Genomic DNA, 26,622 nt, shown 5'->3' with positions numbered 1-26,622 from the left:
AACTCGATCATGCACATCGCCTTTCCCTCAGGTCTCCATGCAGACATCTCCCCAGCTCAGGGGCTTGCCCAACAAGATCGTGCGCGGGAATCCCACGGCATCGGAGAATCTCCGACCGGACGTCGCACACCCGGGGTGGCGTTCCACCCGCAGCTACCGGCAGCATGACGGAGTGTCCCAGCCGTCTCCACTGTCCGCCGTCCGGAACCGGGCCCTCGCCCTACGCGCCGGAGGTGACCTCACCGGCGCCCGCCAACTTCTCGCGGACACCGTCGAGACGGCGCGTCCCCGTCTGGGCGAGGACCACCCGGACCTGCTGGGCACCGCCCACCTCCTCGCCCGGTTGCACCGGGAGGCCGACGACCCGACCGGGGCACGACGGGTCCTGGAGGAGGCGTTCGCCGCCGGGGAGCGCCGCTGGGGGCACGCCGACCCGCTGATGGTGGCGATCGCGTTCGACCTCGCCTCCGTCGCGGAGGAACTCGGTAACCGCCACGAGGCTCGCCGCAACTACCAACGGGTCGCCACGTCCGGTCCCGGGGTGCTCGGTGACGACCATCCGGCGGTCCGCGCGGCGCGCGCCTACCTGGGCCTGGCCACCGCCCCTCCGGCGTCGCCGGGGCGGGAGGAACCGACCGTCGCCATGCCCCCTGTCCCCACCCCCCGCCAGCCCGACGTCACCGTCCCGACTCCGGTCGGCGTCCCGTGGCCGCCACCACCCCCACCGTCCCCGGCGGCCCGGCCAGCGGACCTACCGGCCGCACCGGGTTCCGTCCGGCAGCCCGCGACGCCGAGGCCCGGCACGCCTTTCGAGCACATGGCGCGACCGGCCACCCCGCCGCCCGCACCGCCGGTTGGGGAGCCCACCGGCCGAGCCGTCCCCCGCCCTCGCAGCGCCCCGCCGACTCCGCTTCCACCACCGGTGACCCCGTCTGCGACACCGACCGCTCCGCTCCAGCCGCAGGCCCGCCCCGCGGCGCCGGACCCCCGACCGGCATCCGGTGGAGCACCCGGTCACCTGACCGCGCCGCCGCACGCACCTGCCGGCCCACCCGGTAACTCGCCAGCACCACCAACAGCGGCACCGGGCCAGGAGGCGACCCGGCCCGTGCCGGCGCAGCAGTGGGACGAGCCGACCGTGCAGGTCCGGCAGATCAGTACGTCCGACGAGGGGCCGCCGGTGCGCGGGCCGTCCGACGGCCAGCAGGTGTCCGTGCCACCGGTGCACGCGGCCGGTGTCCCGCCGGTCAGCGGCCCCCCGAACCTTCCGGTCAGCGGCCCTCCGAGCCTTCCGGTCAGCGGTGCTCCCTACGCCTCGCCGGTCAGCGGTGCTCCCTACGGGTCGCCGGTGAGCGGTGCACCGTACGCGTCGGTCAGTGGTCCGCCGTACCCGGGTCCGGTGAGCGGATCGCCGACGAGCGCTCCACCGCACCTGTCCTCCCCGGTCAGCGCCCCGCCCGCCGGTGAGCCGCCGCGCCCGGACGTCCCGGTCGACGTACCGCCGCACGCCGCCCCCCTCCCCGGCCGGCCGACACAGACCGCTCCCCCCGTCGGGCCACCGGCACAGAGCGCACCTGGCACCGGTGCTGCGCCGCGCGGCGCAGCACCGCCGGACACGCCGTTCGCCGGGCCGCCGCAGGTCGGGCGGTCCCACGGCGCGCCACCGCCGGTCGGGGCGTCCCACGTGCCGCCACTGGCGGGCGGGCCGGGGACCGCCGAACCCGCCGGGCAGGCGAGCACCCCCGCCTGGGACCTCCTCGCGCCGACGGGCGGACCGGCCCCGGCACCACCAGCCCCAGCACCACCGGCCCCGCCGCCGCCGGCCCTGGCACCACCCGGTCAGGCACCATCCGCCCAAGTGCCACCCCCTCAGGTGCCACCGGTCTCAGCGCCGTTCGCCCCGGCGGCATCCCTCCCGGCGCCACCCGTCCCGCCGGGTGGCGGCTCCCTGCCGGCGGACACCACCGCCCCGCTCGCGTCCGCCCCGCCGATGGTCGCCGATCCGCCGGTGGGTGGGTACCCGTTCCACCCGCTCCGGCGCTCCACGCTCGACGGGACCGGCCGACCCGGCCCGGTGTCGGGCGACCCGGCCGGCGAGTTCTTCAGCCCGCCGCCGGCACCACCGGCACCGGAGCAGCTTCCCCCGGCGTACCCGGTGGAGAAGCCGGACCGCGACCCGGGCCGGCGGCTGCTGGTGGTGATGGTGCTGGCCGCCGTGCTGGTGGTCCTGCTGGTGATGGCCGGCGTGGGCCTGCTGGTGGTGAACGTGATGCGGGACCGGACGGCACCGAGTCCGCCGACGGCCGCCCCGCCGACCCCGGCCCCGACCTTCGATCCGCCGGGTGACCTGCGGCTACGCGACGACAGCACGAGCGTCACGCTGACCTGGACCGACCCGTCCGGCGGGGTGGTGCCGTTCGTGGTGGCGGGCGGCCGGGCCGGTCTGCAGTTGGGCGCGATGGCGAGTCTCGACCCGGGACGGACGACCTGGACGGTCAACGGCTTGAACCCCCGGGTGGACTACTGCTTCACCGTCCTGGCGGTCTACTCGACCGAGTCGTACGCCACGTCCGGTCAGGTGTGTACCACCCGCGAACCGGGGCCGTCCCCGAGCTGAACGGACATCGTCCCTGCATACGGAGGGTGTCCGGGACCGGACGGTGCGGGTTCCCCCGGTATCGACGGGGCCATATGATGGCAGCCGGCTCACGGGCGGGCTGCCGGGGAACGGCGCGCCGCCTGGCCCGATGCGCGGGCGAGTCCGATCACCTGGGGGAGACAGCCGGCTGTGGCCACCACCGACGACGCCAGTACCGAATCGGGCACCACGAAACGCCGGTCGCGGATGCGCGGCGGCCTGGTCACCGTCGGCACGGTCGCCGCGCTGCTGGCCGCCATGGGCGTGACCGTGCTCAACCTCGGCTACGCCGACAACGCGGTGGCGAACTACGACGCTTCCTCGTGGCTGTGGAGCACCGCCCGCAGCGAGCTGGCCCGGGTCAACGGGATCACCGCCAAGGTGGACACCCGGGTGGAGGTGCCGCAGGCGAAGCAGCACCCGATGCAGGTCGCCCAGACCGACCGGCTGCTCGTCCTGCGGGACCTGAACACCGGTCAGGTCAGCTCGCTGGACCTGGCCACCCTCCAGATCACCGCGACCACCCGCACCACCCCGGGCCTGGGGGTGAACGTGACGCTGCACGAGGACGCGGCGTTCGTGGTGGACGCGGTGCAGGGCATCGTCCGGCAGCTCGACCCGCGGTCGCTGGTGCCGGTCGGCGAGCCGGTGCGCTATCCGCCGGGCATCACCGGCGGTTCGTTCGACGGCAAGGGTCGCCTGTGGGTGGCCGTGCCGAGCGAGGGCACCGTTTCGGCGATCACCCCGGCGGAGCTGCCGGAGAAGCCGGCCACGGCGGCGAGCGCCGGGGGCGGGCTGAGCCCGAAGCAGGTGAGCACCCACGACGTCGCCGACGGCAGCCACGAGCTGGTGGTCTCCACCCTGGACGACGGGGTGGCGGTGCTCGACCGTACGGCCGGGGCGCTGGTGACGGTACGCGGCGACACGGTGCGGCGGGTTCCGCTGCCGGCGACCGGGCCGGGCACGCTGCCGACGCGGACCAGTGGCCCCCGGGTGCCGGTGACCGTCCCCGACGCGCGGACCGTCCACGTGGTGGGCGACGACGGGCAGGTGCGGGAGTTCACGGTGCCGGGCAGCGGCGACGGGCTGCGGCCGGCGGTGGCGTGGGCGGGCCGGTTCTACTGCCCGGACGCCACCGGCGGGGTGATCTACACCTTCGACGGGGACGGGAAGCTGGTCGACACGATCTCCGGCCGGGGCACCCGGGGCCCGCTGGAGCTGGAGGTCCGGGAGAACCACCTGTTCATCAACGCGCCGGACTCCTCGACGGCCCGGGTGGTCAACGACAAGCACCAGATCAGCGAGGTCGACAAGTACGCCAATGACGTGCTCGGCGGTGACCCGCCGCCGGCTCCCCCGCCCCCTCCCCCGCCGAAGAAGCCGAAGGTCGGCAAGCCGAGCGCGCCGCGCGGGGTGACCGCCGCCGCCGGTGACGCGTCGGCCCGGGTGAGCTGGCAGGCGGCTGCCACCAACGGCGCCGCGATCGTCCGGTACGTGGTGGAGGGGGCCGGGCAGCGCGTCGAGGTCGGCGCCAACCAGCGGGCTGTGGAGATCACCGGGTTGACCAACGGGGAGACGTACCGGTTCCGGGTGCACGCGGTCAACGCCAAGGGCGCCGGCCCGGCGCGGACGAGCAACCCGGTGGTGCCGACGGCGGAGGTGCCGGACGCCCCGACCGGGGTGAGCGCGAAGGAGCGGCCGGACGGCACGGTACAAGTGCGGTGGACGGCCGCAGACGGCCAGGGCGCGAAGATCACCCGGTACGTGGTGACCGCCGCGTCGGCCGGGGCGAACGCGCCCGCCGGTGAGACGAAGGGCACCGAGCTGGTGGTGCCGGCCGGTGAGCTGGAGTACGGCCGGCAGTACGCGTTCACCGTGGTCGCGGTCAACGACCGGGGTGCCGGGTCGAAGGCGTCCGAGGTGAGCAACACGGTGGTGCCGTTCACCGCGCCGGGGCGTCCCGGGCGGTTGCGGGCGGAGACGGTGCCGGACCGGCCGGGCACGATCGTGGCGGCGTGGGAGCCGGCCGAGGCCAACGGCCGCCCGGTGACGGCGTACCAGGTCGAGGTCGGTGGGAAGCGCCGCGACGTCACCGACACCCGGGTCACCCTGGACGGGCTCGGCGACGGGCAGGACGTGACGGTGACGGTGCGGGCGGTCAACGAGGCCGGGCCGGGCCCGGAGGCGACCGAGTCCGCCCGGACGGTCGCGCCGCCGAAGGTGACCGTCACCGGCGGGTCGGCCACGGCCACCTCGGTCACGGTGAAGGTGACCGTGGACGCGGGCGGCGGGAAGGCCACCTGCGTCGCCACCACGGGCGGGAAGAGCTCCCCGGCGGGGGCGTGCGCGACGCTGACCGTGGGCGGCCTCGCGCCGGGGACGTCGTACCCGGTGACGGTGACCGCGACCAACGCCGCCGGGAAGGGCAGCACCACCAGCACCCAGAAGACCGACCCGCTGTACGGCATCGCGACCTGCAACAACGGCTCGGCCCCCGACCAGCGCACCTACTGCGACAAGGAGCGCCCCGGCGAGCGCAACGGCAACGAGGTGTTCTCGGTGGCCCGGCAGGACAACGACCGGCAGGTCGGCTGGGCGAAGCCGGGCACCCGCTGGCAGGCGTTCTGCAAGGTCGAGGGTGAGCACGTGAACTCGTACGTCTACAACGACCAGAAGGCGAGCACCTGGTGGGTGCGGATCAACTACGAGGGAAGGAACTACATCCCCTGGGCCTGGCTGAACCTCGAGGGTGGCGACAACATCAAGGTCCTGCCCGCCTGTTGACCGCGCCGAACGGCAAGGAGCACCGCGCACCGTGAAGACCCACCAGCCGCTCACCCAACCGGAGGTGCAGCGTTTCGCCGCGCTGGCCGCCCGGCTCGCCGAGAACGTCAACTCGGTGGTGCTGGGTAAGCCGCAGGTGGTGCGGCTGGCGTTGACCGCCCTGTTCGCCCAGGGGCACGTCCTGCTGGAGGACGTGCCCGGGGTCGGCAAGACCACCCTCGCGCGGGCGATCGCCGCGACCGTCACCGGCGAGTGGCGGCGCATCCAGTTCACCCCGGACCTGCTCCCCTCGGACGTCTCCGGGGTGACGATCTTCAACCAGGCGACCCGGGGCTTCGAGTTCCACCCCGGGCCGGTCTTCGCGAACATCGTCATCGCCGACGAGATCAACCGGGCGTCGCCGAAGACCCAGTCGGCGCTGCTGGAGGTGATGGAGGAACGCACCGTCACCGTCGACGGGGTCCGCCACCCGGTGCCCCAGCCGTTCCTGGTGGTGGCGACGCAGAACCCGGTGGAGATGGACGGCACGTACCGCCTGCCCGAGGCGCAACTGGACCGGTTCCTGGTGAAGCTGTCGGTCGGCTACCCGGACGAGGCGGTGGAGGTGGAGGTGCTGCGCGGGGCGACCGTCCGCTCGCCGGAGGCGTTGCCGGCGGTCACCGACACTGTCGAGATCGCCGAGCTGATCGGCATGGCGCAGCGGGTGCACATCGCCGAACCGTTGTACGCCTACGCGGTGCGGCTCGCCGCGGCCACCCGCAACCACCCGCACGTGCGGGTCGGGGTCAGCCCGCGCGGGGTCATCGCGCTGACCCGGGCGGCCTGCGCGTACGCGCTCATCGACGGGCGGGGCTGGATCATGCCGGAGGACCTGAAGACCCTCGCCGGGCCGGTCTTCGCTCACCGGCTGCTGCTCTCCTCCGACGCGCAGGTGCGGGGCGTGAACGCGGCCGAGGTGCTCCGCCAGGCGATCGCCTCGGTGCCGGTGCCCCTGCCGTCCGGGCAGACCGTCCCGGCGCAGGGCTGACCCGTCGCGGATGGGGATCACCGCCCGGGGAGTCGGGCTGCTCGTCGCCACCGTCGCTCTGCTGGCCGCCGGTTTCGCCTTCGCGTACCCGGAGCTGACCGTGCTCGGCGCGGCGGCCGGCACCGCCGTCGGCTACGCCCTGGTCGTCGCGGCCCGGCGACCGCGACTGACCGTGACCCGGCACGCCGACCCGGACCGGGTGGCCCGTGGCGAGCCGGCCCGGATGTCGGTGACCGTCCGCAACGCCGGGCGGCTGCGGGCGGCGAGCCTGGTCGCCGAGGACCGGTGCGGCGGCCGGGCCGTCCCGGTGCCGCTGCTGCGGCTGCGGCCCGGCCGGGACACCACGGTCACCTACGACGTGCCCACCAGCCGGCGCGGCGTGGTGCCGATCGGCCCGCTGCGGGTGATCCGCCGGGACCCGCTCGGCCTGGTCGCGCTCTCCCGCTCCTACGGCGACACGGTGCCGGTGTGGGTGCACCCGCGCGTTCATCCGTTGACGGCGGTCCCCACCGGGGCCGGACGCAGCCTCGACGGCCGGGTGGACGGGGTGCCACACGGGTCGATCACCTTCGACTCGCTGCGGGAGTACGTGGTCGGCGACGAACTGCGGCGGGTGCACTGGCGCACCAGCGCCCGGGTCGGTGAGCTGATGGTGCGGGAGAACGTGGACACCAGCCTGCCCCGGATCGTGGTGCTGCTGGACAACCGGGTCGAGGCGCACCCCGACCGGGCCGACGGCACGGCGGAGAGCTTCGAGTCCGGGTGTGAGGCGGCGGCGTCCGTGGTGGCCGCCGCGATCCAGGACGACCTGCCGGTGACCCTGCTGACCGTGGTGCCCGACGACGATGCGGACGCGCACCCCCTGGACCGGCTCACCAGCGTCGGGCTCGCCACCGGATCACTGCCGGACGCGACCACCCGGCTGCGGCAGCAGCGGGCCGGGGACACCCTGGTCTTCCTGACCGGACCGGGGGGCCGGGCCGGCCTCGGGCATGTGGGCGCGCTGCGCGGGGCGTACCCGTCGGTGGTGGTCGCGGTGTTCGGCGCGGCGGACGCGACCCCGGCGGACGGGGCGGGCCTGGTGGTGATCGACGCGGTCGACGGCGCGGCGTTCGCCGCCGAGTGGGACGGGGTGCGCCGGTGGTGACCGCGCGGAGGGTGCTGCGGGCGGTGCCGCTGCCGCTGGTCCTGGTCGGCATGATCGGTCTGGCCGGGGTGGTGCTGGGCCGGGTGTACGCCGGTGACCTGCTGACCCGGCTGGTGCTCGGCGCGGCGGTCGGTTCGGTGCTGGTCAGCGTCGCCGCCCGCCGGCTGCGGTCCTGGCTGGTCGCGCCGCTGTCGGTGCTGGCGCTGGCCGGCTACACGGCGGTGGCGCTGCGGGTGGCGGCCCAGCGCGCCGACCTGTCGGGCGGTCTGGGCCGGATCGTGGTGGACGCGGCCGGCAACGGTGTCGCCCGGCTGCTGACCGCGATGATCCCGGTGGAGCCGACGCCGGACACCGTGCTGGTGCCGCTGGTCGCCGCCTGGCTGGCCGGGCTGGCCGGGGCGGAGGTGGCGCTGCGCGCCGGTCGGGTGCTGCTGGGCTACCTGCCGCCGGTGCTGCTCTACGCCGGCGCGGTCTACGTGGTCGGCCCGAACGCCGGGCCGGCGCTCTGGCCGACGCTGGCCTTCGCCGCGCTGGCCGCGCTGGGGCTGGCCGTCACGGGTGGCGCGCCGCCGGAGGCCGACGGCGATCTGCCGGCCGGGACGCGGGCGGCGTTGCGGACGACCCGGACGGTCACCACCGCTGCCGGGTTGGCCGTGGTGGTGGGGCTGGTGGCCCTGCTGGCTCCCGTGGTGGCCGGGCAGGTCGACGACCGGCCGGTCGATCCCCGCCGGTACGTGGAGCCGCCCCAGGTGGAGACCCTGGACGAGAACCCGCTGATCCGGATCTCCGGGTGGGCGCTGCACCCGGAGCAGAAGCTGCTGGACGTGTCGGTCGACGGCGCTGCCCCGGCGGCGTCCGCGACCGCCGGTGCGGCCCCGGATGCCGGGCCGACGGGCTCGGACTCTGACCCCGAGTCGGGTTCGGGGCCGGGGTCGGATCCGGGGCCGGACAAGGTGCGGCTGCGGCTTGCGGTGCTCAGCGACTACGACGGGGTGACGTGGCGGGTGGGCGCGACCTACCGCAACGCCGGCCGGGTCCTGCCGGCCGTCGAGCCGGCGGCGGGCAGCCGCCTCGACACCGTCCGGCAGGAGATCACCGTGGCCGACCTGAGTGGACGGCTCCTGCCGGCCGTCGCCACCCCACGGGAGGTCGGCGGGGCACGGGTGGCCTACGACCCGACGACCGGGACGCTGATCCGCCCGGACGGGCTGACGCCGGGACTGCGGTACACGGTGACCTCGGTGCGGGAACGCCCCGACCTGAATTTGCTCGCCACCGCCGACGTACCGGCCGGCGAGGGGGTGACCCGGGTGCTGCGGGTCGCCGACGGGGTGCCGGACCCGATGCGCCGTCTCGCCGCCCAGCTCGCCGAGGAGAACGGCGCCCCGTACGCCCGCGCGGCGGCGATCGAGCAGTTCCTCGCCGAGCACTACCGGGTGGTGGCCGACGCGCCGAGCGGGCACGCGTACCCGAATCTGAACTTCTTCCTGTTCGGGCCCCGCAACGCCGGCGGCCAGCGGGGCACCTCGGAGCAGTTCGCCGCCGCGTTCGCGGTGCTCGGCCGGCTGACCGGGCTGCCCACCCGGGTGGTGGTCGGGTTCAGCGCCCCCGGCAGCGGGCCGGTACGCGCCGCCGACGCGTTCGCCTGGCCGGAGGTGCTCTTCGAGGGCCTCGGCTGGGTGGCCTTCGACCCGCTGCCCCGGCCGGACGACGAGCCGCGCCCGGTGGAGGAGGATTTCCGGCCGACCCCGGAGGATCCGCCCCCGTCGGAGGTGCCGGAGCCGACCGTCGAACCGTCCGTTACTCCCCCGGCGGTGGCCGCGCCGCCCCGCCGGGAGTCGACCGGGACCCCGGTGGCGGTGCTGGTCGGCGGCGGCTCGGGGGTGCTGCTGCTGCTCGTCGCGGTGGTGCTGGCGGCGCTGGTGGCGGCACGTCGGGCGCTGACCCGACGGCGGTTCGACCGGGGTGACCCCGCGCAACGCATCGCCGGCGCCTGGCGGGAGGTGACCGACGCGCTGCGGCTCGCCGGGCACCCGGTCGGCGGGGACCTGGCCGCCACCGAGGTGGCCGCGCACGCCCGCCGGCTGGTGGTCGCCCGCACACCGCCTGCGGACGGGGTCTCGGACCCGGGAGGCGGGGCGACGGTCGTGACGGCCGCGTCCCCGGTGGAGGAGTTGGCGGCGCTGGTCAACCGGGTCACGTTCGCCCCGGACGGGGCCGACGACGTCGAGGCCACGCGCGCCGGACGGATCGCCACCGACTACGTGCGCGAGTTGCGCGCGGCCCAGCCCCGCTGGCGGCGGATCCTCTGGTCCGTCCACCCGGGCCCGCTGCGCTGGCGCCGCTGACCCGGCGGGACCGGCGGGACCGGCTGACTCGGCTGGGCCGCCGCGCGGAGCGGCCCGGCCCGCGCCGGCCCCGCTCCTGACCCGCCCGGCGACCCGATTCCCGCGCGGGACGGAGATGCCCCGGCCCCGCGCTTGACGCCCCACACCCCCCGGTGTCAGTATCTTCTGACAGGGGGTGTCAGAAGATACTGACACCCAAGCGACGAGTCGGGGGTGGGCACCGGTGACACCGACGGGAGAAGAGTTGCTGCGGACGCTCGCCGCGCTCGCGAGCCCGCACCGGCTACGGATCATCGCCGCCCTCGCCGAGGGACGCAGCTACGTCAGCGAACTGGCCCGTCGCCTCGAAATGAACCGCCCGTTGCTCTACATGCACCTGCAACGACTGGAGGCCGCCGGCCTCGTCGCCGGCACGCTGGAGACCGCACCGGACGGCAACTCCGTCAAGTGGTTCGAGGTCGTGCCGTTCGCGCTGGACCTGACCCCGGCGGCGATCGCCGCCGCCGCACCGACCCTGGGCGCCGACGGCCCCGGAAAGGACGAGAAGTGAGCACCACCGACACCGTCACCGCGACCGACCAGATCGCCCAGACCGGCATGATCACCGGAACCCTGCTGCTCATCGCGCTGGTCGCCATCGTCGCCTTCGTGGCCCTCGGCGTCTACCGCGCCCGGTACGCCGCAGCCCGCGAGACGCAGTACCGCCACCTCGCCGAGCAGGCCGGCACCGCGCAGGAGCAGATCGCCGAGAGCAGCCGCGCCACCGCCACCGAACTCGCCGGGCTCCGCTCGGACCTGCAGAACACCCACAGCGAACTCGCTCAGGTCCGGCAGCGCCTCACCGAACTGGAGCGCCTCCTGAGCCAGGTCGGCTGACCCTGCCCGGCATCCCCACCACGGGCCGGAAGAGCTCTCTCCGTGCTGGTCATTCGGGTCGAGGTGGGGCCGGAGGAACACCTGACCGGTCTCGCGGCTCGGTGAGGCCGTCCAGGATCGTGGTCAGGTTGTGGTGGAAGGTCTCCTCGGCGTCGAGGTGGGCACCGTCGACGACGAGCCGGGCGACGGTGGGGTAGCGGCCTGTTTCGAGCATGCGTGTCAGGTAGGGCCCGAGGGCGGCCTGCCAAGCGGACACGTCGGTGCCGGTCGAACGGGCGGTGCGTCGCTCGGTGATCTCCCTGCGGAGCGCTCCGACGACGAACGCGTCGAGGGCGCCCACGGCCCGCTGAAGATCGTCGACGCTACGCACGCCAGGGGCCTGACTGAGCGCCGCCGCGGTCGATTCGCCCACGGCGAGCGCGTGCGGTCCCAGGTGCGGCCTCGCGCCGAGCAGGTCGGCGAACCACTCATGGTCGAGAGCGGCGTCGCGGGTCCGGTGAACGATGGCCAACACCGTGGCGCGCCACTCGGTGTGCTGGCCGACCTCGGCGATCCGGGCGTACACGGCGTCGACCATCAGATCGAGCAGTTCGGATCTGTTGGTCACGTAGTCGTAGAGCCGCATCGGACCGACACCGAGCTCTTTGGCGATCTTGCGTACCGACAGCCCGTCGAGGCCGTCTGCGTCGGCGAGCCGGATGGCCGCGGCGGCGATCTTCGCGCGGCTCAGCGGCACCGGCGCCGCCCGGGGCTGAGGCTCGGGCCGTTCCCAGACGGGCAGCGGTGCGCTACCGTACGGCGTATCCATAAGGTACAGCGTACGGTAACGGGGGATGACGATGCGAATCGCGATCGCCGGCGGTGGCCTCGGCGGCCTGACACTGGCCCGGATCCTGCACCGGCACGGCATCGACGCGGTGGTGTACGAACGCGAGGCAAGTCGGTCCGCGCGACCACAGGGCGGCTCGCTCGACCTGCACCCGGAGTCCGGGCAACGGGCCCTGGCCGCAGCGGGCCTCGCCGGGCGGTTCCGGTCCGAGGCACGGCCGGAGGGCGAGGAGCATCGCATCCTCGACCCGGCCGGACGCATCCTCGTGCACCACAGGCCATCACCCGGCTCGTTCGCCGGACGCCCCGAGATCGACCGCAGCGCCCTGCGTGATCTCCTGCTCGATTCACTCCCCGCCGACACTGTCCGGTGGCAGCACCGGCTCGTCGCGGCGACGCCACGACCCGACGGAGGCTTCAGGCTGACGTTCGATGGCGGCCACAGCGCCGACTGCGACGTCCTCGTCGGCGCGGACGGCGCACGCTCGGTCGTCCGGTCGCTGCTGACCGACGCGACCTTGTCCCCCGTCGCCACCCTGGTCGAGCTCAGCATCAGCGACGCCGACCGGCGCCACCCGGATCTCGCCGAGCTGGTCGGCCCCGGAAACCTCTGGTGCGTCGGCGTGAACCAGATCCTGGCAGCGCAACGCCTCGGCGACGGCGGCATCCGGGTCGGGATCTCCCTACGCGCGGACGACCGCCACCTGGACATCTACCGCAGCAAGCGGGCTCTGCTGCACATGTTCGACGGCTGGGACCCCCGCCTCACCGCACTGATCGAAGCCGGCGACAGCCCGCCCACCCCCCGCAGGATCGAGGCGATGCCCACCGGTACACGCTGGGCCCACCAGCCGGGCATCACCCTCGTCGGTGACGCCGCGCACCTCATGCCGCCCGTCGGCGAGGGCGCCAACCAGGCCATGCTCGACGCCGCCGAACTCGCCGCCGCGCTCGCCACCAACCCCGCCGACCCCGACTCGGCGATCCGGACGTACGAGGAGGCGATGTTCACCAGGACCCACCCGATCGCCGAAATGTCCGCACGGGTCCAGGCAATGATGCTCTCCCCCACGGCAGCCGACGACATCGTCCGCTTCTTCACACCGCAGCCCCCGCGCCGGCGCCCGCAGGCTGACAACGCGTGACGCAGCCGGCCACGCCCTGACAGACGCTCCCGCCCCCTGGACGCGCGGAGGCTCACGAGTGGGCGGTGAGCAGCCCCAGGCCGAAGAGGGTCCAGTCGTTGAGGACGTGCGCGCCGACGGAGGTCCACAGGTTCTTGGTGATCAGGTACGGGATCAGCAGGACGACCCGGGCGGTGCCGATGACGAGCAGGCACTGGGCGATGTTCCAGTCGTAGGTCGGCAGGTGGATGGCCGCGAACAGCACCGCGCTGCCGATCACCGCCAGGACCAGCCCGGCACGTCGCCCGGTGCCCAGCACCGTAGTGGCCAGGGTGAGCAGCGCCAGGAACGGCAGGACGGTGAAGACCTCCTCGCCGATCAACTGGGGCACCGTGCTGGCGAAGTACGCCAGGCGGTCGAACGTGCCGAGTCCGGCGAGCGTGTCGTTGGCGGGGTTGCTGTTGACGTTGAGGACGGCGGAGACGACGAATGCGATCACGAAGGACACCACCAGGTTGATCGCGGCGAAGGCGACCATGAGGGCCACGTCCTTCAGGCGCACCGGCTGGAACAGGTACGACAGCGTCCCCGGAGCGAGGCGGGCGAGCACGAGCAGCGGGATGCCGAAGAAGAGGACCCCGCGCACCGCGACGCTGAGCCAGGGCGGACCGGGCAGGGCGACGAGCAGGTCCGCGGCGGCGGCGACCACGACCGCGCCCATGAGCACCGCCCACTGCCCGCCGGTCAGACGCACCGGCTGCCCGTTGTAGAGGGGGAAGTCCGCCCGGGCGGTCCGGCGGTTCGGGCCACCACCGTGGCGGGGACCAGCGGGCGTGCCGGGCGGAACGGGTGTGGCACTCATGGCGACTCCACCGGGTGTCCGGAGTGGTGAGCGCGGCTCGGCATGAGCGTACCGTCGCCTCTGTGGAATCCGCAGGTCATGGCCGGGATGCACGGCCGACCGACGGCACGGTCAGCGCTGACCGGACGGGCCGACCGCGACCACCGGGGTCACCCGCCCGGCCCGAGCCGGACGACCATGCGGCGCAGCGCGGCCTGCCAGCCGTCCGGGTCCTCGACGCGACGCCGGGCGTAGTCGGCAACCTCGGGGTGCGGCAGGATCAGGAACCGCTCCTCGGCCAGGCTCGCCACGGTCACGTCGGCGACCTGCTCGGCGGTGAGCACCGCACCGGAGGCGGCGATCACCCGGGCGCCGAGGTGACCGGCGGCGAGGCCGTCGGCGAGCATCGGCGTGTCCACGCCCTGCGGGCAGAGCGCGCTCACCCGGATCCCCCGGTCCCGGTACGTGATCGACAGCCACTCGGCGAAGCCCAGCGCCGCGTGCTTCGTCGCCGTGTACGGGGCGTCCCCCACCGCGGTCAGCACCCCCGCCGCCGAACAGGTGTGCAGCAGATACCCCTCGCCCCGGGCCAGCATGCCCGGCAGCACGGCCCGCGCGGCGTACACGTGCGCCAGCACGTTGACCCGCCACGCCCGCTCCCAGTCGGCGTCCGGGGCGTCCAGGCCCCGGCCGGTGGCCACCCCGGCGTTGGCGCAGAACAGGTCGATCCGGCCGTACTGCCGCTCGACGTCGGCGACCAGAGCGGACACCTGGTCGGCGTCGGCGGCGTCCACGACCACGGCGTGCGCGGTCGGTCCGATCCCGTCGGCCACCGCCCGCACCCGGTCGGCGGCGGTGTCGGCCAGGACCACGGCGGCGGCCCCCTCGGCGACGAGACGCCGGCCCAACGCCGCCCCGATCCCACCGGCCCCGCCGGTGACGACCACGACCCGGTCGGTCAGGTCCATGTCAGCTTCCCGCCCGACTGCCACCGTCCGACGGCGGCGGGCCGAGTCGGCTGACGAGGGCCGCCAGGGCCGGCGCGCCCCCGCCGGTCAGCTCCGGGGTGGGCAGCAGCGCCAGCACCGGCACGTCCACGCCGGCCTCGGCGTACCGGCGGACCCCGGCCCGGCAGGCCTCCGGTGAGCCGTGCAGCACCAGCGCGTCGACCAGCTCGTCGGGCACCGCCGCGCCCGCCCCGCGCCGGTCCCCCGCCGCCCACGCCCGCCACATCCCGCCGAGCACCGGCTCCCGCCCCAGCCAGCGGTGGAACTCCGCGTACGCCGGCACGGTCAGGTAACTGGTGATCAACCGGCGGCCGAGGGCGCGCGCGTGGTCGGCGTCCTCGGTCGGGCACACGAAGATCCGGGCCGCCACCTCGAAGCCGGGTCGCCGCTCGCCGGCCGCGGCGACGACGGTGGGCACGTCCTCGGCCGTCAGCCAGTTGAGGATCACCCCGTCGGCCTCGGCGGCGGCCAGCCGGAGCATCCCCGGCCGCAGGGCGGCGAGCAGGATCGGCGGCGGCACGGCGGGCGGGCGTTCCAGCCGGAACCGGCGGACGGTGAACGTGTCGTACACCTCGTCGACCGTCTCGCCGCGCAGCGCCGCCCGCAGGAAGCGCAGCACGTCCCGGGTGCGCCGGAACGGCTCGGTGAAGGGCACCGCGTTCCAGTCCCGCACCACCGTCGGGGAGGACGCGCCGATGCCGAGGCTGAACCGCCCGGGCGCGGCCTCCGCCAGCGACGCCGCGCTCATCGCCAGCAGGCCCGGCCCCCGGGTGAACACCGGCGTGATCGCCGTCCCGAGGCGTAACCGGGGCTGCCAGGCGGCGGCGAGCGCCAACGGTGTGACCGCGTCGGTGCCGTTGACCTCGGCCGACCACACGTCGGTGAACCCGGCCCGCTCCAGGGCCGCGTACACCGTGGCGTGGTCGGCCAGCGGCACTCCGGAGAGCGGGACCGTCATACCCCATCGATTCGTCACCGGACGATCGTCCCGCCGGCCCCCGGTGGTGGGCAAGAACCTCCCGGCCCATCACCGGCTCCGGCTTCCGCCGATAACGACTCGTCGAACGGCGCGGAGGTGTTACGACTGCCAGGTGACCACGCGCCCCCCGCCCGCCGACCGGCCCGAACCGGCGGCGGACGGAGTGCAGCGGGCCTCCTTCCTCGAACTCTTCTTCGACCTCGTGTTCGTCTTCGCCCTCACCCGGATCTCGGCCCGCGCCTTCGAGGACCTCGCGCTGGAACCCGGCGGCACCAAGGGTTGGCATCCGGTGACCGGCGGCGCCAAGACCCTGCTGCTCCTGCTCGCCCTCTGGGCCGTCTGGCAGGGCACCACGTGGACCATCGGCCGGTACGACCCGTACCACCTCTGGTTGCAGACGATCGTGATCACGTCGCTGGTCTGCGCCATGGTGATGGGGGTGGCGATCCCCCACGCGTTCACCAACCACGGGTCGACGTTCGCGGTCGCGTACGTCGTCGCGCAGGTCTCCCGTCCCCTGATCCTGTTCCTCGCGTCGGGTCGCTACCACCTCCGTCAGCTCAGGGTGCGCATGCTGGTGGTGCACTGCGTGGCCGCGGTGCCCTGGCTGGTCGGATCGGTCATGCCGACCACGACCCGGGTGGTGCTGTGGACGCTGGCCCTGGGTCTCGAGCTGGTCGCCGCCCGGACCGGCTGGCCGGTCCCGGGCCTGGGCCGCTCCCGCATCCACCGCTGGCGGCCCGCCGGTGGGCACCTGGCCGAGCGCTACCAGCAGTTCTTCCTCATCGCGATCGGGGAGACGATCCTGTTCAGCGGTCTGGCCTACAGCGCCCGGTCGTTCACCCCGGCCCGGACGACGGCGTTCGCTCTCGCGCTGACGACCTCGGTGCTGCTGTGGCGGATCTACTTCCACCGGGCCGGTCGGATCCTGGCCGAGGCGGTGGCCGTGGCCACCCGACCCGCCGCCATCGCCCGCTCGGCCGCCGACACCCACCTGGCGATGGTGACCGGGGTGGTGGCCACCGCGATCGGGTACGAGCTGGCCATCGAACACCCCCTGGAGCACCCGGAGGCGGCCTGGATCGCGATGATCCTCGGCGGACCGCTGCTCTTCCTCGCCGGCCGGGCCCGCTTCGAGTACGAGGTGTTCGGGCGGGTGTCCCGCTCCCGGTGGATCGCCATGGCCGCCCTGCTCACCCCGGGCTGGGTCCTCCTGCACAATCCGTTGCTGTTCTCCGCCGGGACCGCGGCGGTCATCCTGCTCGCGGTGGCGGTGGCCGACGCCCGACGCGCCTACCGACGCCCGCCCGAGCCCGCCGCTCCCCCGTTCTGACCGGCCCTCGCCGGCACCGACCGGGCCGGTCAGCCGGCGAAGGAGAGCCGCCGGAAGCCGGCCGCCACCAGGACGGCCTGCTCCGGCCCGGTCAGCGGCGACCGTCCGGTGAGCCGGCCGACCAGGGTGGACCGGTCCCAGCCCAGCTCGGACGGCACCTCCCGGCCACCGGTGAGCAGCCCGGCGACGACCTCCGCCGCCGTCGGCGTCAACCAGGGCGTACGTCCCAGCGCGGCGGCCAGGTCGAGTCCGTGCACACCGACCTCGACCACCCGGGTGACCAGGAAGTCCGCCAGGGTCATCGCATCGCCGTGCCGGGTGCGAACCAGCCGTCCGGGGGGCTGCGCGCGGACGGCGGCGTCGGTGGCCCGCCAGGCCCGCTCGAAGTCGGCGACCAGGGCGTCCCGGTCCGGCAGGACGGCGGCCTCCCGGCGGGCACCGGCGACCCGGTCGGCGTCCACCGACGGGGTGAACTTGGCCGCCCCGAAGTAGCCGGCGGCGTCGACCTCCGCGCGGGGTGGAGCCGGAGCGGCGAGCATGCCGGTGAGCCGGCCGACGCCGGTGCGCACGTGCGCGAGGAGTTCCCGGACGGTCCACGGCGGGCAGCCGGTGGGCCGGTCCAGGTCGGCGTCGCCGAGGGTACGCAGGACCGTCGCGAGTTGTGTGCACTCGTCGCGGAACGCCACCTGCACCGGGGTCACCTGCGTACCCTCTCACGCCGTTTCGGCCCGGACCAGGCGGGTACCCGCGGCCAGGCGAGGGAAAGGGGAGGTGGAGGCGCGATGGCCGGGATCATGCTGCGCAGCACGGCGTTCAACGACCACGACCTGTTGCCGGGACGGTTCTCCCGGGCCGGGGGGAACCTGTCGCCGCCGTTGCAGTGGGCCGAGGTCCCCGACTCGGCGCGGGAGCTGGTGCTGTTGGTGGAGGACCCGGACGCCGGGAAGACGCCGTTCCTGCACTGGCTGGTGACCGGGATCGATCCCGCCACGGGCGGCACGGACGAGGGCGCGGTCCCGGTGGGCGGCCGGGAGTGGCCGAACGACTTCGGTGAGACGGGCTGGTCCGGGCCGCACCCGCCGCAGGGCGAGGAGGCGCACCGCTACTTCTTCCGGCTGTACGCCTTGGACCGACCGTTGGAGCTGCCGACGACCCCGCACGTGCCGGATGTGCACCGGGCGCTCGCCGGTCAGGAGATCGCCAGCGGGACGACGGTCGGCACCTTCTACCGCTGACCCTGGCGACGCGGCACCGCCGGGCACGCCCGGCGGTGGTCAGCCGTTGACCCGGGGCACCAGCCGGTGCACCGAGGCGAGCACCAGGGCCATCACCACACCCATCGTCCCGACGATGCCGGCGGCGCTGCCGGCGTACCCGACGAAGAGGGGCCGCCGGGTCAGTTCGCGGACCGGCTCCGTGGGCTGACCGTCCAGCCAGCCCAGGGCGACCGCCGAGACGATGATCGCGACCAGGCCGGCGACGCCCAGCACCAGGGCCGCCCCGCGGTGCGCGTCGGCCGGTTCGACCTGGGCCTGTTCCCGCTGGGTGAGCAACAGCAGCAGCCCTCCGACGGCGGCCCAGGCACCGACCACCAGGAAGGCGGCGACCGCGTCACTGGGGCGGTGCCAGCCGGCCGAGAGGGTGGCGACACCGTTCACGGCGGCGTACCCGGCGCCGAGGAACGCCCCGAGCACCCGGACCTTGCGGGGCAGCACGAGGACCAGCGCGACCGCCACCGAGGCCGCCACGCAGGCGTGCCCGCTGGGCAGGCTGTTGCCGACTGCGGCCCGTTCCGGGTCGATGCCGTAGTCGGGCCGGGCGAGACCGTACTTGAGCAACTGGGTGGTCACGTTCGCACCGACGATGAGCGCGGTGGCGGTGACCGCCAGGGCGATCCGGCGGCGCAGCAAGGCGATGAACCCGATCATCGCGGTGGCGGCCAGCAGGGACACCACGGACACCGCGTTGAGCACCCGGTCGACCGGTTCGTCGATGCGGTCCTGTCCGATCTGGTTGCCGGTCAGGGCAACCGTGTCCAGCCACTGGCCGGTTTCGGTGTGCAGGGCGAGCCGCCACACCGCGAACAGGGCGACGACGTGCACCACCGCCAGCAGCACCAGCCACACCCCGGTCCAGACCCTCGCTGACGCTTGCACCCGCACACGGTAGCGCCCCGTGCGACCGGCCCGGGCAACGGGCCGACGGCGGTTCGGCGCTAAGTTGGGACGGGTGTCGAGCAGGAGGTGACGGTGACCGGTACGCCGCAGACCGATCGGCCGCCCGTACCCGATCCGCCGGGACCGGAATCCCTGGCCGACCTGCTCGGCGGGCGCCGGGGCGCGGTGGACGCCACCCTGCCCCCGCTCGCGTTCGGTGTGGGATGGCTGCTGGGCGGGGAATCGCTGTGGGGCGGCGTGCTCGCGGCGCTGCTCACCGGGACGGCGGTCGCCGGGTGGCGACTGCGCCGGGGTGACCGGCCCCGCTCGGTGCTGATCGGACTGCTGGCGGTCTGCGTGGCCGCGCTGATCGCCCTGCGGACCGGTCGGGCGACGGACTTCTTCCTGCTCCAGGTGCTCGCCAACGTGTCCAGCGCGCTGGTGTGGGTGGTCAGCATCGTGGTGCGCTGGCCCCTGCTCGGTGTGGTGGTCGGCGTGGCGCTCGGGCAGCGGACCCGCTGGCGGCGGGACCCGGCCCTGCTGCGCGCGTACGGTCGGGGCAGTTGGGCCTGGGCGGCGTCTTACGCGCTGCGGGTGGCGGTCTTCGTGCCGCTGTACCTCGGCGGGCAGGTGGTCGCGCTGGTGGTGGCCCGGGTGGCGCTGTCCTGGCCGCTGGTGGCCACGGTGCTGGCGGTGAGTTGGTTCGTGGTGCGCCGGTCGCTGCCGGCCGGGCATCCGGGGTTGCGGCATCCGGTCCTACCGTCGGATCCGGACACACCTCGCCCCTGAGTCACCTGCGGCGACGGCGGGTCCGGGAGGTCCCGCGCGGAGAGAAATCGATTCCTTGTCGGTATAGGATCTCAGGCCAACCATCATCGCGTGTCAGCCACACGGGCCGTGGCGCCCCATTGGTCACCTTCGAGGTTGACGCTGGATGAGCGCGGGACACCGACAGGGGCGGCGCATGACGACCATCTATGACGTGGCGCGGATGGCCGAGGTGTCGACGTCGACGGTGTCGCGGGTGCTGAACGGGCATTCGTCGGTCGACCCGGACCTGGCGGCACGGGTACGCCAGGCCATGCTGGACCTGGACTACCGCCCCAACGCGGTGGCCCGCAGCCTGCGTCGGCAGCGGACCAGCCTCTGGGCCGTGATCATCTCGGACATCGGCAACCCCTTCTTCACCTCCCTGGTGCGCGGCATCGAGGACGTGGCGCAGGAGGCGGGCTTCTCCGTGGTGCTGTGCAACGGGGACGAGGATCCCGACAAGGAGACCCGCTACGTGACTGCGGCCCTGGCCGAGCGGATGGCGGGCGTGATCATCTCGCCGTCGGGACGGCCGTCCCTGATCAACCGGCTCACCGAGACCGGGATGCCGGTCGTGGCCATCGACCGGCAGCCCCGTGGCGTCGCTGTGGACACCGTGCTCGTGGACAACGTCCACGGGGCGGAGATGGCCACCGCCCACCTGGTCGACAGCGGCTACCGCCGGATCGCCTGCATCACGGGACCACGACGGATCTCCACCGCCGTGCAGCGGCTACGCGGATACCAGCAGGCCCTGCGCGCGGCCGGTCGGACCGTGACGGAGGACCTGGTCCGGTACGCCGACTTCCGGGAGGACGGCGGCTACCGGGCCATGGCCTCCCTGCTCGACGCGGCCGAGCCACCGGACGCGGTGTTCGTGACCAACAACCTGATGACGGTGGGCGCCGTGGAGTGCCTGCTCGACAGCGAGGTCGTCGTGCCCACCCAGTGCGGCGTGGTCGGGTTCGACGACATCCCCTGGGCCCATCTGGTCCGGCCCTCGCTGAGCACCGTCACGCAGCCCACGTACGACCTGGGGCGGGCCGCCGCGTCGCTGCTCACCGAACGGATCACCAACCCGGCGAAGGCGTCCTCGACCGTCACCCTGCGGACGGCCCTTCAGGTCCGCGAGAGTTCGGTCCGGGCCGTCGGCCCGCCGGACGCGCAGCCGGCGGACGGCGGCCCCGGAGCCGCACCGACCCGGTCGCCCGGCGTCGAGGACACCTGCCCCGCGATCACAGCGCGACGTCACCGCACAGGTGCACCCGCACCCCGAGCGCGTCGAGCATCGCGGCCTTGACCCGCAGGGCGCGGTCGGCGGCGTCGGCGTCGGCGGCGTAGACCACGTTGACGTGGTTGGCCCTGTGCCGGGCCATCAACTGGTCCCGGCCCACGCCGTGCAGCACGGCGTGCATGATCGGCCACTGCGGGGTGGTGGCCCGGAGCCGACGCTCGGTCTCGGCGGCCGGCAACTCCACCACGCTGCCCCGGCCCAGGTCGACGTGGAGCGCCCCGCCCATCACGAAGATCCGTGACCAGACGATCTCCCCCGGCCGGGAGACACCGCTCAGGGTGCCGCCGCCCAGCGGGAAGTACATCGGCGGCTGCCGCATGCTGTACGACCGGTGGTAGCCGCCGTTGTGGGACGCGGGAACCGAACCGGAGATCTCGAACACCCAGACGAAGTCCGATCCGTACCGCTCCCCCCACCGGATGTCGTGCAGGGTGGTGGCCGGGTCCATCCCCATCGCCGTCCAGATCCGGTTGGTGACCAGGGAGTCCACCGCGACACCCTCGTCGACCTCGTTGAAGTGCGGCAGCGCCTGTCCCGGATACAGCTTCCGTGCCCCGTCCCGGCTGGTGACCGGTGGCCGGGACACGTCGTTCAGCAGCCCCTCGGCCAGGTCGCTCGCCGGCACCGTGTCCTTGAGTCCCTGCTGGTACTGGATGCCGACCGCGTCCAGGCCGAAGTCGTCGGCGATGCGCAGCACGGCGACGTACATCCTGCACTGGCTGACCAGTTGCGCGTCGGTCAGTTCGGTCGCCTCATCGGTGCCGGTGTGGAAGGTCATGCCGGCAGCGTCCAGCCAGTCCCGGACGGCCTGCGCCTCCTCGTCGGACACCCGCGACATCTCCGCGACCAGCGCGCTCTGCGACAGCCGCTCCTTGTAGACGCCGAGCGGGTTGAGCAGCTCGTCGTCGATGATGGCGTTGTACATGCCCATGCAGCCCTCGTCGAAGACCCCGATGATCGCCTTCTCCCGCTGGAGCTGGACGGCCAGGGCCCGGCCGAGCGTCACCTCGGCGTCGGACGGCAACGGCGGCAGATCCCGCACGTGGCTCTCGTCGTGGACCACCTCGCCGGTCTCCAGCCAGGTCCTCAGCCCGTCGCGCGCCCACTCGTCGGTGAAGTCCTCGCTCCACAACGCCGAGTAGCGCACGCCCGCCTTGGTGAGGCTGCCGGCGAGGTTCAACAGGCCCACCAGGCCGGGGAACTCCCCGCTCCAGTTCGCCACGAGCAGGATCGGGCCACGGTGGGCGCGCAGCCCGGCCAGCACGTGGTGGCTGTACTGCCACACCGCCTCCACCACGACCAGCGGGGCGTCGACCGGGATCCGTCGGAAGATCTCGATGCCGGCGCGCTGACTGTCGACGAAGCCGTGACCGGTGACCGCGTCCACCGGATGGGCCCGCTGGACCGACCAGCCCAGCGCGGTGACCGCGGCGGCGAGGTCCGCCTCCAGGCGCTGCTGGGTCGGCCATCCGGCGACGTTCGCGCTGCGCCGCAGGTCGCCACTGGCGACCGTGTAGACGGTGCGGGGGGCGGCGGCCGGCGGGTCGACCAGCACCGGCATGGTGTAGTTGCTCACGGGTTGACGTCCTCCACTGGCTCGTCGGTACCTGGCTGGGCGGGTTCGGCATTCCGGTCCGCTGGGGCGGGCTCACGAGGCGCGCCTGCCGTCGGGCCGGGCCGGTCGACGCCTCAGCCGGCACCGCCGAGCCGGGCGTACGTCTCGGCGGCGTTCTCCCTGGTGACCTGCATGGTGGCGAGCGTGGTCGTACGCGGGACGTCCCGATCGCAGTCGACCAGGATCCGGCGGGCCAGGTCGACGGCCTCCCGGCCGCCCGTGGCGTACTGGAAGGTCGCCGCGAGCCGGCCCTGCTCGACGGCCTTGATGCCGCCGGACGGGACCGGCAGCGCGTCGATGCCGGTGAACTTGACCTTCGTGTGCAACCCGGCCGCCTTCGCGGCCAGGTACGCGCCCTCGGCCATCGGGTCGTTGTGCGCGTAGACGGCGGCGGCGTCCGGGTGCGTCTTGAGCAGCGCGTCGGCCACCGACTGGCCCTTCTCCCGCAGCCAGTCCCCGGGCTGGGAGGCGACGATCTCGATCTTCGGGTTGCCGGCGATGCCCTCCCGGAAGCCCTGCGCGCGTTCGGCCGCCGGGGTGGAGCCGGGCAGACCGGTGATCTCGATGACCTTGCCGCCGTCGGGCAGCAGCGTCCGGGCGTAGAACTCGCCGGCGGCCCTGCCGATCGCGACGTTGTCCCCGCCGATGAAGGCCGTGTACGCCTCGCCCTCCACCTTGCGGTCCAGCACGATGACCGGGACGCCCCGGTCGTGTGCCTTCCGCACCACGGCGGTCAGCGGCTTGGCCTCGTTCGGCGAAATGATCAGCAGGTCGATCCGCTGGGTGAGGAAGTTCTCCACGTCGGCGACCTGCTTGCTGTTGTCCTGCGCCGCGTCGGCGACCACCACGGTGAACCCGGGGACGGAGTTCGCCGCCGTCTGTATGTCGGTGTTCATCACCTGCCGGTAGGGCTCGGCGTTGTTCGCCTGCGACATGCCGATCAGGAAGTCCTTGCCGCTGCCGCAGTTCTCGGCGGCGGCGTCGCCGGACGGCTTCTCCACGCTGCACGCGCCGGAGGTGACGAGCGCGCCGCTGCACAGCAACGCGAGAAGGACGATACGGGTGCGCATCATGACGCTCCTTGTCGGTAGCGGTTCAGGCGATGCTGTGGCGCAGCTTCTGCAACCCGGCGGCGGCCACGATCACCAGGCCCTTGATCAGTAGCTGCACGTTGGCGTCGATGTTGTTGAGCGCGAGGATGTTGTTGAGGATGCCGAGCAGCAGCGCCCCGGCGAGCGTGCCGCCCATCGAGCCGGTGCCCCCGGCCAGACTGGTGCCGCCGATGACCACCGCGGCGATGGCGTCCAGCTCGTAGCCGGCGCCGTCGTTGGGGCTGCCCTGGTTGAGCTGGCCGGCGTGGATGACGCCGGCCACCGCGGCGAGCAGGCCGGCGATGGCGAAGACCGCGACCTTGACCCGCAGCACGGGCACACCCGAGAGCCGGGCGGCCTTCTCGTTGCCGCCGATGGCGTAGACGTGCCGGGCGAACGCGGTCGTGCGCAACACGACGATCGCGGCCACGCCGATGGCGACGAACAGCACCGCCGGGACGGGCACCACCCCGTTGACACTGCCGTTGAGGATCTCGAACGCCGGGGGCGCCTCCTGCGGGCCGTCGCCGTAGGCGATCGGGATGCCGAGCCCGCCCGACCAGATCCGGGCGAGGCCCCGCGCCACCTGGAGTCCGGCGAGGGTGACGATGAACGACTGGATGCCGAGCCGGGCCGTCGCGTAACCCTGCAACGCGCCGAAGACCGCGCCGATCAGCAGGACCACGGTGACCGCGGGCAGGATGCCCAGTCCGGAGTCGACCATCAGGGTCGCGGTGCCGACGGCGGAGAGACCGAGGATCGCGCCGACGGAGAGGTCGATGCCGCCGAGCAGGACGACGAAGGTCATGCCGATCGCGATGATCCCGATCTCGGACACCGCGCGGACGACGTTGCCCAGGTTCTCCGTGGAGAGGAACAGGATCTCGCCGTCGCGGCGGGGCGAGACGACGACGGCCAGCACGAACACGACCAGCAGCGCGAACAGGCTCTGCACGGCGAAGAGCCGTTCGACGAGGTCGCCCCGGCCACCGGGTCGGCCCCACCACCGGCCGCCGTCGGCGGCGAGGCCCGCGCCGCCGCCGACCGGCGTGACCGGCGCGTCGGATCTCTCCCCCGGTTCACGGAGGTGCGTCATCGCTCGTCCCTTCCGGCGTACGCGCCGCCCATCGCTGCGGTCAGGATGTCCTCGCCGGTGCACCCGCCGGCCGGCAGGTCCGCGACGGCCCGTCCCCGTCGCAGCACCACGATCCGGTCACAGATCCCGGTCAGCTCGGGCAGCTCCGACGACGCGAGCAGGATGCCCATCCCGTCGTCGGCGAGCCGCCGCAGCAGCCGGTAGATCTCCGCCTTCGCGCCGACGTCGACCCCACGGGTCGGCTCGTCGAGCAGCAGCAGCCGGGGTCGGGTGAGGATGTGTCGAGCGAAGACCACCTTCTGCTGGTTGCCGCCGGAGAGCGCGCCGACCGGCGCGCCGGCCGACGGTGTCCGGATGGCCAGCGCGGCGATCTGCTCGCGGACCGCGTCCCGCTCACGTCCGACGCGGACGACCCCGGCGGTGGTGAACCGGCGCAGGGCAGCCAGCACCATGCTCCGGCCGACCGGATGTTCCAGGACGAGGGCGGAGCGGCGACGGTCCTCGGGAACGAACCCGACGCCGGCCCGCAACGCGGACCGGGGGCCGCGCGGGGCGTACGGGCGGCCGGCCAGCCGGAGCACGCCGGTACGCCGTCCGGCCGGGCCCGCGCCGTACAGGGTCTCCAGCAGCTCGGTGCGGCCCGATCCCATCAGGCCGGACAGGCCGACGATCTCCCCGGGGCGGACGGTCAGGCTGATCCCGGACGGTTCGCAGCGACCCGGACGGCTGACCCGGGGCCGGACCGTGAGGTCCTCCACCACCAGGACCGGAGGCCCGGGCGGGTCGGTACCGCCGCGTCCCGCGTCGAGCACCGCTTCCACCGGGCCGGCGCCGCCGCGTCCCACGCTGAACAGCGCTTCCGCCGGGCGGCCGACCATCAGCGCGATGACGCGCTGCCGGTCGGTGCGGTCGGGGCGCAGTGTGCCGGCCACCTCGCCGTTGCGCAGGACGGTGGCCCGGTCGGCGATGTCCTCGATCTCCTCGAGGCGGTGGGAGATGTAGACGACGGCCACGCCGCGCTCGCGCAGCGCGCGAATGGTGGACATCAGCCGGCGCACCTCGGCGTCGGCGAGCGCGGCGGTCGGTTCGTCCATGACGAGGACCCGGGCGTCGAGGGAGAGCGCCTTGGCGATCTCGACGAGTTGCTGCTCGCCGACGCGCAGCGAACCGACCGGCCGACGTGGGTCGATCTCCGCGCCGAGCGGGCCCAGCCAGTCGCGGGCGGTACGGATCATCGCCCGCCGGTCGAGCGTCCGCAGCCGGGTACGCGGTTCCCGGCCGAGCACGAGGTTCTCGGCGACGGAGAGCGCCGGCACCAGGTCGAGTTCCTGGTGGATCGTGGCGATGCCGGCGGCCTGGGCGGAGGCCGGGCCGGCGAAGCGTACGGGCTCGCCGCCGACCGAGATCCTCCCGTCGTACTCGGTCACCACGCCGGACAGGATGTTGATCAGGGTCGACTTGCCGGCCCCGTTCTCGCCCAGCAGGGCGTGGACCTCGCCGGCCCGCAGGGTGAGGTCGACGCCCCGTAGGGCGTGGACGCCACCGAAACGCTTCGCGATGCCGGACATGGCGACGATCACCTGGTGGCTCACCGGGGCCTCCGCAGCAGTCCGGACATCGATTGCTGG

General features: G+C 74.0%; 22 protein-coding genes. 12 read left to right on the top strand and 10 right to left on the bottom strand.

The genetic code is table 11. The features are described 5' to 3' along the window. The first annotated feature begins 172 nt into the window (after nucleotides 1–172). The 7 genes from GA0070618_RS35215 (at nucleotide 173) to GA0070618_RS21155 (ending at nucleotide 10,820) form a co-directional block, all read left to right on the top strand. A complete protein-coding gene (locus GA0070618_RS35215; protein ID WP_269148432.1) occupies nucleotides 173–2,617 on the top strand; it encodes a fibronectin type III domain-containing protein in 2,445 nt (814 codons plus the stop codon). Between the two features lie 171 nt (nucleotides 2,618–2,788). Next, complete coding sequence (locus GA0070618_RS21180) at nucleotides 2,789–5,422, top strand: fibronectin type III domain-containing protein (RefSeq protein ID WP_414467530.1); 2,634 nt, start codon at nucleotides 2,789–2,791, stop codon at nucleotides 5,420–5,422. A 31-nt stretch (nucleotides 5,423–5,453) separates the two neighbouring features. Beyond that, complete coding sequence (locus GA0070618_RS21175; RefSeq protein ID WP_088983199.1) at nucleotides 5,454–6,449, top strand: AAA family ATPase; 996 nt, start codon at nucleotides 5,454–5,456, stop codon at nucleotides 6,447–6,449. Between the two features lie 10 nt (nucleotides 6,450–6,459). Then, complete coding sequence (locus GA0070618_RS21170; protein ID WP_088983198.1) at nucleotides 6,460–7,596, top strand: DUF58 domain-containing protein; 1,137 nt, start codon at nucleotides 6,460–6,462, stop codon at nucleotides 7,594–7,596. Then, nucleotides 7,572–9,944 carry a transglutaminase TgpA family protein gene (locus GA0070618_RS21165; RefSeq protein WP_414467529.1) on the top strand — a complete coding sequence of 791 codons (2,373 nt, stop codon included), beginning with the start codon at nucleotides 7,572–7,574 and terminating at the stop codon, nucleotides 9,942–9,944. Before GA0070618_RS21170 ends, GA0070618_RS21165 begins: the two co-directional genes overlap by 25 nt. 223 nt (nucleotides 9,945–10,167) lie before the next feature. Next, a complete protein-coding gene (locus tag GA0070618_RS21160) occupies nucleotides 10,168–10,494 on the top strand; it encodes an ArsR/SmtB family transcription factor (RefSeq protein WP_197701563.1) in 327 nt (108 codons plus the stop codon). Further along, nucleotides 10,491–10,820, top strand: a complete 330-nt coding sequence (locus GA0070618_RS21155) for a hypothetical protein (RefSeq protein WP_088983196.1) — start codon at nucleotides 10,491–10,493, stop codon at nucleotides 10,818–10,820. The genes GA0070618_RS21160 and GA0070618_RS21155 overlap by 4 nt, the downstream gene beginning before the upstream one ends. Before the next feature lie 49 nt (nucleotides 10,821–10,869). Here the strand turns inward: GA0070618_RS21155 and GA0070618_RS21150 are convergent, their stop codons facing one another. Further along, entirely contained in the window at nucleotides 10,870–11,556 is a 687-nt protein-coding gene (locus GA0070618_RS21150; RefSeq protein WP_231931395.1) for a TetR/AcrR family transcriptional regulator C-terminal domain-containing protein, read from the bottom strand. 97 nt (nucleotides 11,557–11,653) lie between these two features. Here GA0070618_RS21150 and GA0070618_RS21145 point away from each other — a divergent pair, with 97 nt between their 5' ends. Beyond that, entirely contained in the window at nucleotides 11,654–12,793 is a 1,140-nt protein-coding gene (locus GA0070618_RS21145; protein WP_231931394.1) for an FAD-dependent oxidoreductase, read from the top strand. Between the two features lie 52 nt (nucleotides 12,794–12,845). Here the strand turns inward: GA0070618_RS21145 and GA0070618_RS21140 are convergent, their stop codons facing one another. From GA0070618_RS21140 to GA0070618_RS21130, 3 genes are all read right to left on the bottom strand, one after another. Next, nucleotides 12,846–13,634 carry a CPBP family intramembrane glutamic endopeptidase gene (locus GA0070618_RS21140; protein WP_094978035.1) on the bottom strand — a complete coding sequence of 263 codons (789 nt, stop codon included), beginning with the start codon at nucleotides 13,632–13,634 and terminating at the stop codon, nucleotides 12,846–12,848. Between the two features lie 149 nt (nucleotides 13,635–13,783). After that, complete coding sequence (locus GA0070618_RS21135; RefSeq protein WP_088983193.1) at nucleotides 13,784–14,581, bottom strand: SDR family oxidoreductase; 798 nt, start codon at nucleotides 14,579–14,581, stop codon at nucleotides 13,784–13,786. A gap of 1 nt (nucleotide 14,582) precedes the next feature. Then, nucleotides 14,583–15,578 carry an LLM class F420-dependent oxidoreductase gene (locus tag GA0070618_RS21130; RefSeq protein ID WP_231931929.1) on the bottom strand — a complete coding sequence of 332 codons (996 nt, stop codon included), beginning with the start codon at nucleotides 15,576–15,578 and terminating at the stop codon, nucleotides 14,583–14,585. 133 nt (nucleotides 15,579–15,711) lie between these two features. On the opposite strand from GA0070618_RS21130, the gene GA0070618_RS21125 reads away from it, so the two are divergent. Next, nucleotides 15,712–16,932, top strand: a complete 1,221-nt coding sequence (locus tag GA0070618_RS21125) for a low temperature requirement protein A (RefSeq protein WP_172900314.1) — start codon at nucleotides 15,712–15,714, stop codon at nucleotides 16,930–16,932. A 29-nt stretch (nucleotides 16,933–16,961) separates the two neighbouring features. On the opposite strand, the gene GA0070618_RS21120 is transcribed toward GA0070618_RS21125, so the two are convergent. Then, a complete protein-coding gene (locus tag GA0070618_RS21120; protein ID WP_088983191.1) occupies nucleotides 16,962–17,633 on the bottom strand; it encodes a maleylpyruvate isomerase N-terminal domain-containing protein in 672 nt (223 codons plus the stop codon). 81 nt (nucleotides 17,634–17,714) lie between these two features. On the opposite strand from GA0070618_RS21120, the gene GA0070618_RS21115 reads away from it, so the two are divergent. Then, a complete protein-coding gene (locus GA0070618_RS21115; protein WP_088983190.1) occupies nucleotides 17,715–18,167 on the top strand; it encodes a YbhB/YbcL family Raf kinase inhibitor-like protein in 453 nt (150 codons plus the stop codon). Between the two features lie 39 nt (nucleotides 18,168–18,206). Here the strand turns inward: GA0070618_RS21115 and GA0070618_RS21110 are convergent, their stop codons facing one another. Continuing rightward, nucleotides 18,207–19,094, bottom strand: coding sequence for a phosphatase PAP2 family protein (locus GA0070618_RS21110; RefSeq protein WP_170107943.1), 888 nt, complete (start codon nucleotides 19,092–19,094; stop codon nucleotides 18,207–18,209). 87 nt (nucleotides 19,095–19,181) lie between these two features. On the opposite strand from GA0070618_RS21110, the gene GA0070618_RS21105 reads away from it, so the two are divergent. Both GA0070618_RS21105 and GA0070618_RS21100 read left to right on the top strand, forming a co-directional pair. After that, nucleotides 19,182–19,877: a DUF3159 domain-containing protein gene (locus GA0070618_RS21105; RefSeq protein ID WP_088985704.1), complete on the top strand. Its 696-nt coding sequence runs from the start codon at nucleotides 19,182–19,184 to the stop codon at nucleotides 19,875–19,877. 175 nt (nucleotides 19,878–20,052) lie between these two features. Continuing rightward, the gene (locus tag GA0070618_RS21100) at nucleotides 20,053–21,198 is read left to right on the top strand and encodes a LacI family DNA-binding transcriptional regulator (RefSeq protein ID WP_088983189.1); all 1,146 of its coding nucleotides are present in this window, start codon (nucleotides 20,053–20,055) and stop codon (nucleotides 21,196–21,198) included. Here the strand turns inward: GA0070618_RS21100 and GA0070618_RS21095 are convergent. From GA0070618_RS21095 to GA0070618_RS21080, 4 genes are all read right to left on the bottom strand, one after another. Next, complete coding sequence (locus tag GA0070618_RS21095) at nucleotides 21,134–22,768, bottom strand: fucose isomerase (protein ID WP_088983188.1); 1,635 nt, start codon at nucleotides 22,766–22,768, stop codon at nucleotides 21,134–21,136. The two genes, GA0070618_RS21100 and GA0070618_RS21095, sit on opposite strands and share 65 nt — an antisense overlap. A gap of 113 nt (nucleotides 22,769–22,881) precedes the next feature. Next, on the bottom strand, nucleotides 22,882–23,880 hold the full coding sequence (locus tag GA0070618_RS21090) for a substrate-binding domain-containing protein (protein WP_088983187.1): 999 nt from the start codon (nucleotides 23,878–23,880) through the stop codon (nucleotides 22,882–22,884). 22 nt (nucleotides 23,881–23,902) lie between these two features. Then, a complete protein-coding gene (locus GA0070618_RS21085; RefSeq protein WP_088983186.1) occupies nucleotides 23,903–24,994 on the bottom strand; it encodes an ABC transporter permease in 1,092 nt (363 codons plus the stop codon). Further along, nucleotides 24,991–26,586, bottom strand: a complete 1,596-nt coding sequence (locus tag GA0070618_RS21080) for a sugar ABC transporter ATP-binding protein (RefSeq protein WP_231931393.1) — start codon at nucleotides 26,584–26,586, stop codon at nucleotides 24,991–24,993. The genes GA0070618_RS21085 and GA0070618_RS21080 overlap by 4 nt, the downstream gene beginning before the upstream one ends. Nucleotides 26,587–26,622 lie beyond the last annotated feature (36 nt).

Origin of the sequence: Micromonospora echinospora (assembly GCF_900091495.1) — a bacterium.
In the GTDB taxonomy this organism is placed as follows: Bacteria; Actinomycetota; Actinomycetes; order Mycobacteriales; family Micromonosporaceae; genus Micromonospora; species Micromonospora echinospora.
This window is presented reverse-complemented; position numbering and strand designations above follow the sequence as displayed.

What these genes read in the sequence shown, in the direction of transcription:
- GA0070618_RS21170 (WP_088983198.1), top strand. Translation starts at nt 6,460, where the DNA reads ATGGGGATCACCGCCCGGGGAGTCGGGCTGCTCGTCGCCACCGTCGCT.
- GA0070618_RS21145 (WP_231931394.1), top strand. Translation starts at nt 11,654, where the DNA reads ATGACGATGCGAATCGCGATCGCCGGCGGTGGCCTCGGCGGCCTGACA.
- GA0070618_RS21140 (WP_094978035.1), bottom strand. Translation starts at nt 13,634, where the DNA reads ATGAGTGCCACACCCGTTCCGCCCGGCACGCCCGCTGGTCCCCGCCAC.
- GA0070618_RS21135 (WP_088983193.1), bottom strand. Translation starts at nt 14,581, where the DNA reads ATGGACCTGACCGACCGGGTCGTGGTCGTCACCGGCGGGGCCGGTGGG.
- GA0070618_RS21130 (WP_231931929.1), bottom strand. Translation starts at nt 15,578, where the DNA reads ATGACGGTCCCGCTCTCCGGAGTGCCGCTGGCCGACCACGCCACGGTG.
- GA0070618_RS21115 (WP_088983190.1), top strand. Translation starts at nt 17,715, where the DNA reads ATGGCCGGGATCATGCTGCGCAGCACGGCGTTCAACGACCACGACCTG.
- GA0070618_RS21100 (WP_088983189.1), top strand. Translation starts at nt 20,053, where the DNA reads ATGACGACCATCTATGACGTGGCGCGGATGGCCGAGGTGTCGACGTCG.
- GA0070618_RS21090 (WP_088983187.1), bottom strand. Translation starts at nt 23,880, where the DNA reads ATGATGCGCACCCGTATCGTCCTTCTCGCGTTGCTGTGCAGCGGCGCG.
- GA0070618_RS21085 (WP_088983186.1), bottom strand. Translation starts at nt 24,994, where the DNA reads ATGACGCACCTCCGTGAACCGGGGGAGAGATCCGACGCGCCGGTCACG.